This window comes from Sphingomonas sp., assembly GCF_051962185.1.
Lineage (GTDB): Bacteria > Pseudomonadota > Alphaproteobacteria > Sphingomonadales > Sphingomonadaceae > Sphingomonas.
Genome location: NZ_JBQCCN010000015.1, coordinates 1 through 7,491 on the forward strand (window position 1 = coordinate 1; position 7,491 = coordinate 7,491).

Annotated in this window: 11 protein-coding genes; 4 read left to right on the forward strand and 7 right to left on the reverse strand. The window is 68.5% G+C overall.

From position 1 onward, the window contains the following. From ACTHJR_RS01090 to ACTHJR_RS01110, 5 genes are all read right to left on the reverse strand, one after another. Positions 1-942, reverse strand: a 942-nt coding sequence (locus ACTHJR_RS01090; RefSeq protein WP_440521192.1) for an acetyl-CoA carboxylase carboxyltransferase subunit alpha, incomplete at its 3' end; no start/stop codon positions are given. A 69-nt stretch (positions 943-1,011) separates the two neighbouring features. Further along, positions 1,012-1,872 (reverse strand): tyrosine-type recombinase/integrase, encoded by an 861-nt coding sequence (locus ACTHJR_RS01095; protein WP_440521205.1) that lies wholly within the window; start codon positions 1,870-1,872, stop codon positions 1,012-1,014. 50 nt (positions 1,873-1,922) lie between these two features. Beyond that, the gene (locus ACTHJR_RS01100) at positions 1,923-2,945 is read right to left on the reverse strand and encodes a hypothetical protein (protein WP_440521193.1); all 1,023 of its coding nucleotides are present in this window, start codon (positions 2,943-2,945) and stop codon (positions 1,923-1,925) included. Positions 2,946-2,951: 6 nt separating this feature from the next. Continuing rightward, positions 2,952-3,743 carry a hypothetical protein gene (locus ACTHJR_RS01105; RefSeq protein ID WP_440521195.1) on the reverse strand — a complete coding sequence of 264 codons (792 nt, stop codon included), beginning with the start codon at positions 3,741-3,743 and terminating at the stop codon, positions 2,952-2,954. Next, a complete protein-coding gene (locus ACTHJR_RS01110) occupies positions 3,724-3,861 on the reverse strand; it encodes a hypothetical protein (RefSeq protein WP_440521196.1) in 138 nt (45 codons plus the stop codon). Before ACTHJR_RS01110 ends, ACTHJR_RS01105 begins: the two co-directional genes overlap by 20 nt. 112 nt (positions 3,862-3,973) lie before the next feature. Between ACTHJR_RS01110 and ACTHJR_RS01115 the strand changes: the two genes are divergently transcribed. From ACTHJR_RS01115 to ACTHJR_RS01130, 4 genes are all read left to right on the forward strand, one after another. Then, positions 3,974-4,513 (forward strand): shikimate kinase, encoded by a 540-nt coding sequence (locus tag ACTHJR_RS01115; RefSeq protein ID WP_440521197.1) that lies wholly within the window; start codon positions 3,974-3,976, stop codon positions 4,511-4,513. After that, on the forward strand, positions 4,510-5,607 hold the full coding sequence (gene aroB / locus ACTHJR_RS01120) for a 3-dehydroquinate synthase (RefSeq protein WP_440521199.1): 1,098 nt from the start codon (positions 4,510-4,512) through the stop codon (positions 5,605-5,607). Before ACTHJR_RS01115 ends, aroB begins: the two co-directional genes overlap by 4 nt. Before the next feature lie 71 nt (positions 5,608-5,678). Next, complete coding sequence (locus tag ACTHJR_RS01125) at positions 5,679-6,113, forward strand: hypothetical protein (RefSeq protein ID WP_440521200.1); 435 nt, start codon at positions 5,679-5,681, stop codon at positions 6,111-6,113. A 51-nt stretch (positions 6,114-6,164) separates the two neighbouring features. After that, positions 6,165-6,920, forward strand: coding sequence for an energy transducer TonB (locus ACTHJR_RS01130; protein ID WP_440521202.1), 756 nt, complete (start codon positions 6,165-6,167; stop codon positions 6,918-6,920). Positions 6,921-6,939: 19 nt separating this feature from the next. Here the strand turns inward: ACTHJR_RS01130 and ACTHJR_RS01135 are convergent, their stop codons facing one another. Then, entirely contained in the window at positions 6,940-7,275 is a 336-nt protein-coding gene (locus ACTHJR_RS01135; protein WP_440521203.1) for a DUF423 domain-containing protein, read from the reverse strand. After that, the coding region (locus ACTHJR_RS01140; RefSeq protein ID WP_440521204.1) for a hypothetical protein at positions 7,272-7,491 on the reverse strand (220 nt) is incomplete at its 5' end. The genes ACTHJR_RS01135 and ACTHJR_RS01140, both read right to left, overlap by 4 nt.

Sequence of the window (7,491 nt, forward strand, 5' to 3'; positions counted from 1 at the left end):
CCGCCCCATCGCCAGGAACTTGTCGCGGCGGTCGAGCTTCAGCTGTTCCGGGCTCATATTGTGAAGTCCGCCCAGCGCGTTCGCCATTGCGTCGCCCAGTGCGTCGATCGCCGCCGCGGGATCGCGGTGTGCGCCGCCCAACGGCTCCGCGACGATCGTGTCGATGACGCCGAGCCCTTTCAGGTCCTGCGCGGTCACTTTCATCGCCTCGGCGGCGTCGGCCGCCTTGTCGGCGGTGCGCCACAGGATCGAGGCGCATCCCTCCGGCGAGATCACCGAATAGACGGCATGTTCGAACATCAACACGCGATTGCCCGCAGCGAGCGCGATGGCGCCGCCCGAACCGCCCTCGCCCACCACCGCGGCGACCATCGGCACGCCGAGCTTCAAGCACGTCTCGGTCGAGCGCGCGATCGCTTCGGCCTGGCCGCGTTCCTCGGCCTGGACGCCCGGAAAGGCGCCCGAGGTGTCGACCAGAGTCAGCACCGGCAGACCGAAGCGGTCGGCCAGTTCCATCAGGCGGATCGCCTTGCGATAGCCCTCGGGCTTGCCCATGCCGAAATTGTGCTTGAGCCGGCTGGCGGTGTCGTCGCCCTTCTCATGGCCGATGACCATGACCTTCTGCCCGCGAAACGTGGCGAAGCCGCCAAGGATCGCCTGGTCGTCGGCGAACGCGCGATCGCCGGCGAGCGGCATGAAGTCCTCGAACAGGCCGGCGACATAATCCTTGAAATGCGGCCGGTCGGCATGGCGCGCGACCTGGGTCTTCTGCCACGGCGTCAGCTTGGCGTACGTCGCCTTGAGCATCGCATCCGATTTGGCCTGCAGCCGCGCGACCTCGCTGTCGATGTCGATCGCGCCGTCGGATGCGGTGTCGCGAAGCTCGTCGATCCGACCCTGCAGCTCGGCGATCGGCTTCTCGAAATCCAGAAAGGTTGCCATGCGCGCCCTATTATCCGTTCGGGCCAAGCTTGTCGCCCCGCTTCGCCCCACGATGTTGAGCGCGGCGCTCTATTGCCGGCGGGGGACCGCGTCAACGAGCGGGTGGCGGGTGTTGACCAGGTCGATCAGCCGCTTGCTGTCGACATGCGTGTAGATTTCGGTCGTCGCGATATCGGCATGGCCGAGCATCGCCTGGAGCGCGCGCAAATCCGCCCCGCCCTCGAGCAGATGCGTCGCGAAGGCATGGCGCAGCACGTGCGGGCTGACGCGATCGGGCGGAATCCCCGCGTCGGCGGCCAGCGCCTTGATCAATTGATAGAGGCGGACGCGCGACAAATGCCCTTTGCCCGACGGGAAAAGCCAAGCCCGGTCGCTTGCGACGTGCGCGCGCCAGGCGGCGGCCGCCGCGCGCGCGCGGTCGGAGATCGGGGCGAGACGTTCGCGCCCGCCCTTGCCCTTGAGAATGATGTACGGCCGGTCGGGCTGGATCGCGTTGCGCTGTAGCGAGACCAGTTCGGTCGCCCGCAATCCGGAACCGTAGAGCAGCTCGACCAGGGCCGCGAGGCGCAAATCGTTGGGATCGGGCGGCACCCGCGCCTGACGCTCGGCGATCGCCGCGAACAGGCGGTCGACGTCCTGATGGCTGAGCACCTTGGGCAGCGGTCGCCGCGCCCCCGGCCGCGGCAAGGCGGCGCCGGGATCGTCGGTCCGGTGTCCTTCGTCGGCCAGGAAAGCGTAGAACCGCCGGAGCGCCGCCGCCTTGCGCGCGACGGTCGCGCGCGCCAGGTCGCGCCAGCCATTGCCAAGCCGCTCGACCTCGGCGGCGCCAGCCCCGGCAAGGCGGCCGTCGAGCGCTTCCGACGCCAGCCGCAAGTCGCTGGCATAAGCCGCGATCGTATTCGGTGCCGCGCCGGCTTCGGCGGCGAGCATTTCGAGAAAGCGCTCGATCAGCGCGCGGTCGTCGAGGGCCGGGCGGGCGGTCAAGCCCGCGTCACGGCCTCGGCCGCGACCATCCGCGCGATATTGCCCATTCCAACCACGCGCAGCGCGTTTACGACATGGTACAAGGCGGCGGCCGGCACGCCGTGCCAGCCCGGCGTCTGCAACCCGGCAGCGCTCAGCACCAGGACTTCGCCCGGGCGTCCTTCCGCGGCGGCGCGGTCGATCGCGCGCGTCCAGCGGTTGTCGCCCTGCACGTCGACGCCATAGCCTTGCGCGACCGAGACATCGATCCGGCCGAGCCCGGCCAGCCCGGCCGCGAACATCCGCTGCTTGTCGGCGTCGGCGGAAAACGCGCCGACTTCGCCCGATCCATAGCGCGCCTTGCTGTCGGGATCGGACACCAGGATCAGCGCCCAGCCCAGGCTGCCGCGCGCCACCGCGCCGCGCCACCGCGCCGCCGAACGATCGAGCCCGGCGCTCAGCATCGCGGCGACGAGCTGGTCGCTGCCATCGGTCTTGCCGGCGACCGGAATGCGCTGCGCCGCGCGCGCGGTCAGCACCAGCCGGCCATAGCCGGCCAGGTCGATATTCTCCTGGCCCCACAGGCCACGTAGCGCGCCGAGCCGGGCGTCGCGGGTGCCGCCGGTATACGCCGTGCGGAGATCGCTCGCGACGCCATTGGCGGGATTACCCTGGTCGTCGCCGGCATCGATCAGCCCATAGAGGTCGACCAATGCCAGGTTGGAGAGAATGCCCTGTCCCGCCGCCTGATCGGCGAATTGCGAGCGCTCGACCGGCGTCTCCTGCGGCGCCAGCACTTGCCAATAACGCATCTGCGGCCCGGTGCCGTCGAACAGCGCGTCGGGAATCGTCTCCCCCGCCGCCATCGCCAGCCCGTAGCGCCAGGCGTTGAGGTTCGTGACGCCGTCCCATTCGATCGTCATGTCGCCCTTGTTCGACGCGCGGCCCGCGATCTTCTGCGCGAGCGCGAGGTCGACTCCCGCCGCGACGCGCTTGGCCTGGTTCATCAGCGGCGTCGCCGTGCTGGGCGACGACGACATGGACGCTCACATCGCACGCGCCAGGACCCAGGCGGGCTCGCTCGACACCTTGACGGCGTCATTGGCCAGCGGACACATCGCACCGACATCGCCGGTCGCCAGCGCGGCCTGCATCGCCACCTGATAGAGTTTGGGCGTGTAATCCTGCGGATCGACCGATTGCACGATCGCGCGCGCGCCGACCGATTCGCCCATGCGCAGCAGCAGCCAGGCGCGCTCGGCGGCGAAATCGGCACCGTTGACGTGGCGCGGCGTCGCGATCGGCTGCATCAGCAGGCGACGTAGCGCGATCGACACCCAGCGCGACGCGATCGGCGCCCGGGTATTGCGCATCAGCCGCTCGATATAGCGCCCGTCGGCATTGCCGAAGGCGGCGGGATTCATCATCCGCTCGGCGACTGGCACGATGCCGATCATCGCCAGGTCGCGGCGCGACGATTCGGGCAAGGTATAATGCGCGACGCCCGGCGTCGCCGCCGGCGTCGGGACCGCGATCGGCAGGCCGGTCAGCGGATCGGTGGCGACCGGCGCCGGTACGGGCAGTCCGGGAGTGCTCGCGGTCGCGGTCGCGACCGGCGCCGTCCCGTTGGCGGGAGCGGTCGCAGGCGACGGCGCAGGAGTCGGCGCGGGCGCGGACGCGCGCGGCGAGGGCCGCGGCGCCGGGGCGGGCGCGACCGGCTGGTCGAAGCCGGGCGGCAGGATCGATTCGGGCTTCTGCTGCGCGAGCGCGGCTCCGCCGACGGCGAGCAGCGCGATCGCGAGCGCGGAAACGCCGGCGCTAGCTCTGGAGATTGGCAAGCGAGACAGCCTTTTCCACCTTGGTCTGCTGCGTCTCATGCGCCCGGCCCGACAGGAGGAACAGCCCCCCGACCAGCACCACCAACACGACGATCAGCACCACCATCATTCGCGACATGCGCCACCACTCTCTACAATCTTTCGGCGTTCAAATCGGCACGCCGCCCGATACCCCGCCCGGGACAATGCTTGTGCCCGAGCGTGCGGTGCGCTGTATAGCCCCCAAACCCATGTTGCAAAGCGCTCCCCCTTCTCTTTCGTGGACCGGCAAGCCGATCGTGCTCGTCGGGTTGATGGGCGTCGGCAAGTCGACCGTCGGCCGCCGCCTCGCCGCGCGCCTCCATCTGCCCTTCGCCGATGCCGATGCCGAGATCGAGGAAGCCGCCGGCATGTCGGTCAGCGAGATTTTCGAGAAATTCGGCGAACCGTATTTTCGCGACGGCGAACGGCGCGTCATCGCGCGGCTGGTCGACGGCACGCCCAAGGTCATCGCGACCGGCGGCGGCGCGTTCATCAATGACGAGACCCGCGCGCTGATCCTCGATCAGGCGATCGCGATCTGGCTCGACGCGCCGACTCACGTCCTGGCCGAGCGGGTAAGGCGGCGCGATACCCGGCCGCTGCTCCGCAACCGCAATCCGCGCGACGTGCTCGACGAACTCGCCACCGTGCGCAATCCGATCTACGCGCAGGCCCCGATCCGCATCGCCAGCGATCAGGCGCCGCACGAATCGGCCGTCAACGCCATCCTGAAGGCCCTCGACCTGTGACCATCGTTCCCGTTTCCCTCGGTACCCGCAGCTACGACATCGTCATCGAGCGCGGCCTGCTCGCCCGCGCCTCCGACTACCTCAAGCCGCTGTCGCGCGGCCGCTCGATCGCGATCGTCAGCGACGCCAATGTCGCGCCGCATCTCGCGACCTTGCAGGAAACGCTCGCCGCCGCCGGCGTTGCCAGCGAGGCGATCGTGTTGCCGCCGGGCGAAGGCACCAAGAGCTGGGCACAGCTCGAAGCGTTGACCGACCAATTGCTGACCCACGGAGTCGAACGCGGCGATCATGTCGTGGCGCTTGGTGGTGGCGTGATCGGCGACCTGGTCGGATTCGCCTGCTCGGTGGTCAAGCGCGGTTGCGGCTTCGTCCAGATCCCCACCACCTTGCTCGCCCAGGTCGACAGTTCGGTCGGCGGCAAGACCGCGATCAACACCCGTGCCGGCAAGAATCTGATCGGCGCGTTCCATCAGCCGGGCCTGGTGCTGATCGATCCCGACGTGCTCGACACGTTGCCGCTGCGCCAAGCCCGCGCCGGCTACGCCGAGGTGGTCAAATACGGCCTGATCGACGATTTCGCCTTCTTCGAATGGTGCGAGGCGAACGGCGACAAACTTCTCGCCGGCGATCCCGCCGCGCGCGAGCACGCCATCGCGCACTCGGTCGCCGCCAAGGCGCGGATCGTCGCCGAGGACGAGCGCGAAACCACCGGCAAGCGCGCCCTGCTCAACCTCGGCCACACCTTCGGCCATGCCCTCGAGGCGGAGACCGGCTTTTCCGACCGACTGCTCCACGGCGAGGGCGTCGCGGCGGGCATGGCGCTGGCCTTCGCTTATTCGGCACGGCGCGGCCTGTGCCCGGGCCAGGATGCCGAACGCGTCGCCGCGCAACTGCGCAAGGTCGGCCTGCCCGCCGGGAGGAAGGCGGCCGGCATTTCGGCGAGCGGCACGACGTTGGTCGACCATATGCGTCACGACAAGAAGATGGACGCCGGCACCCTGCCTTTCCTGCTCGCGCGTGGGATCGGGCGGACCTATCTCGACCATTCGGTCGACCTGGCGGACGTCGCGGCTTTTCTGGACACGCAGGGGTGAGCGAGCCGGCCGATCACCCCCGTGACGGTCGGTCGAATTCGCGTCGCCGAGGGTCAGGACGCAGAACCGAATTGCGGTCGACCGCCGTAACCGAGCGGAACGTCGTCCGGATCCTGCTGGTCGGCATGGGCGCAGTAATCTACCTGCCGGCAGCGGTGCTGGCGACGATCCAGATTGCCGGTCCGGCCGACCTTCAGGCGCTGTTCGACTGGATGACCGGCCGATGCGCGGCGAATTGCAGTGACCGGGAGATCATCGCGACCGCGATCCAGATCGCGCCGATCGTCCTGACCGTGCCGGTACTGGCATGGCTCGCCATCATCTGGGTGATTCGCGGCGGGCGTGCCGACCGGCAAGTCACGGCGATCGACCGCCATTTCGCGACCGCGCCGGATCGCGTGTCGCCGCATGCGATCGAAGCGGAAGAGGAGCGATATCTCTACCGCGATCGTCAGGGTCGCCTCCGGCCGGTTTACAGTCCGCCGACACCCAAACTCGACAAGTAGCGCTAATTACCGGATATCGCTTGGGTAAATCGGACTTCGGGGGAAGGCATCGTGATTCTTGCAGGTTTTCTCGCCGTCGCGATCGCCAACACCGCATTGGCGCCGTCGGGAAAATGGACGGTCGATTATCGGCCCGACATGTGCCTGGCGTCGCGCCCGTTCGGGACTGGCGACGTCCCCCTTCTCTTCGGTTTCGAGCCGGCGATCGCGATGCAGGCCGGCGGCGCAACCCTCCTGCTGGTCGCACCCGACGCGAGGGGCGGCGGCGTCCGGCGCGGCAGCGCAACCATCAGGCTGGAGCCGTCTGGTCGGAAAGTGACCCTCGACTATCTAAGCTGGGTCACCAAGGGAAACCTGCAGCGGGGCTACGAAATTTCGGTCGGCGGCGACTTCATGACCGAACTCAGTCGATCGACTGGCATGTCGATAACGGTTGGCAAGGATTCGTTCGCGCTCGCGATGGGCAAGGTACAGCCGGTGCTCGATGCGATGAAGACCTGCAACGACAATCTGATGCGCAGTTGGGGCGTCGACCCGAAGGCGCAAGCCGAACCAGTCGGGAACCCGGGGCGATGGTTCGTCGCTGACGATTATCCGGCAGGCGCCAAGAGTCGCGGCGCGCAGGGGCGTGTCACGGTCATGGTCACGGTCAATCCGGCCGGCAGGGTGGACGCTTGCCGCGTCGTGGCGTCGTCAAACGATCCCGACCTCGACAGCACGACCTGCGATGTCGTTAGAAAGCATGGCCGCTTCTCGCCGAAGGGCAATCCGAGCTTCGCAACCTATTCCATCCGCTGGTCGCTTTAGCGATAGCCCGACCAACGCGTTACAATCCGTTACGCACGCTCCATGCCAGCCATAGCCAGCCGGCGATCAGCGCCATTCCGCCGATCGGCGTGATCGCACCGAACCAGCGCGGCGCGCCCAACGCCATCAGGTAGAGCGTGCCGGCGAAGACGAACCCGCCGATGACAAAGCACGTCGCGGGCCCTCTCGCCGCCAGCTTCAGCGCGACCAGCGCCGCGATGGCGTGGATCAGCTGATATTGCCCGCCGGTCTTGAGCCATTCGGCCGCCTGCCCGCTCGCGCCATGCGCGCCGAACGCACCGGCGGCGACCGCCAGCGCGCCCGACAAAGCGGCGAGGATCGCGATCCAGTTCATGGTTCCTGCCCCCTGCCCAATTCTTCGGCGCCCTGGGCGTCGGCGGCGGCGTCCGCCTCGGCCGCAATTTCCCTGCGCGTCGCGGCGAAGATTTCCGCGCGCTCGTCGATCGTGATGATGCGGTCGCGCGCGGCGCGGACGTCGCCGGTTTCATATTGCGCGCGCAGCCGCTCCTTGTCGCGCGCGCGATACATATCCTCGGCCCGGTCGGCTTCG

Coding starts and splice junctions, on each gene's coding strand:
- ACTHJR_RS01095 (WP_440521205.1), bottom strand. CDS start 1,872: ATGCTCGCCGCCGAAGCCGGCGCGGCACCGAATACGATCGCGGCTTAT.
- ACTHJR_RS01100 (WP_440521193.1), bottom strand. CDS start 2,945: ATGTCGTCGTCGCCCAGCACGGCGACGCCGCTGATGAACCAGGCCAAG.
- ACTHJR_RS01110 (WP_440521196.1), bottom strand. CDS start 3,861: ATGTCGCGAATGATGGTGGTGCTGATCGTCGTGTTGGTGGTGCTGGTC.
- ACTHJR_RS01115 (WP_440521197.1), top strand. CDS start 3,974: ATGTTGCAAAGCGCTCCCCCTTCTCTTTCGTGGACCGGCAAGCCGATC.
- ACTHJR_RS01135 (WP_440521203.1), bottom strand. CDS start 7,275: ATGAACTGGATCGCGATCCTCGCCGCTTTGTCGGGCGCGCTGGCGGTC.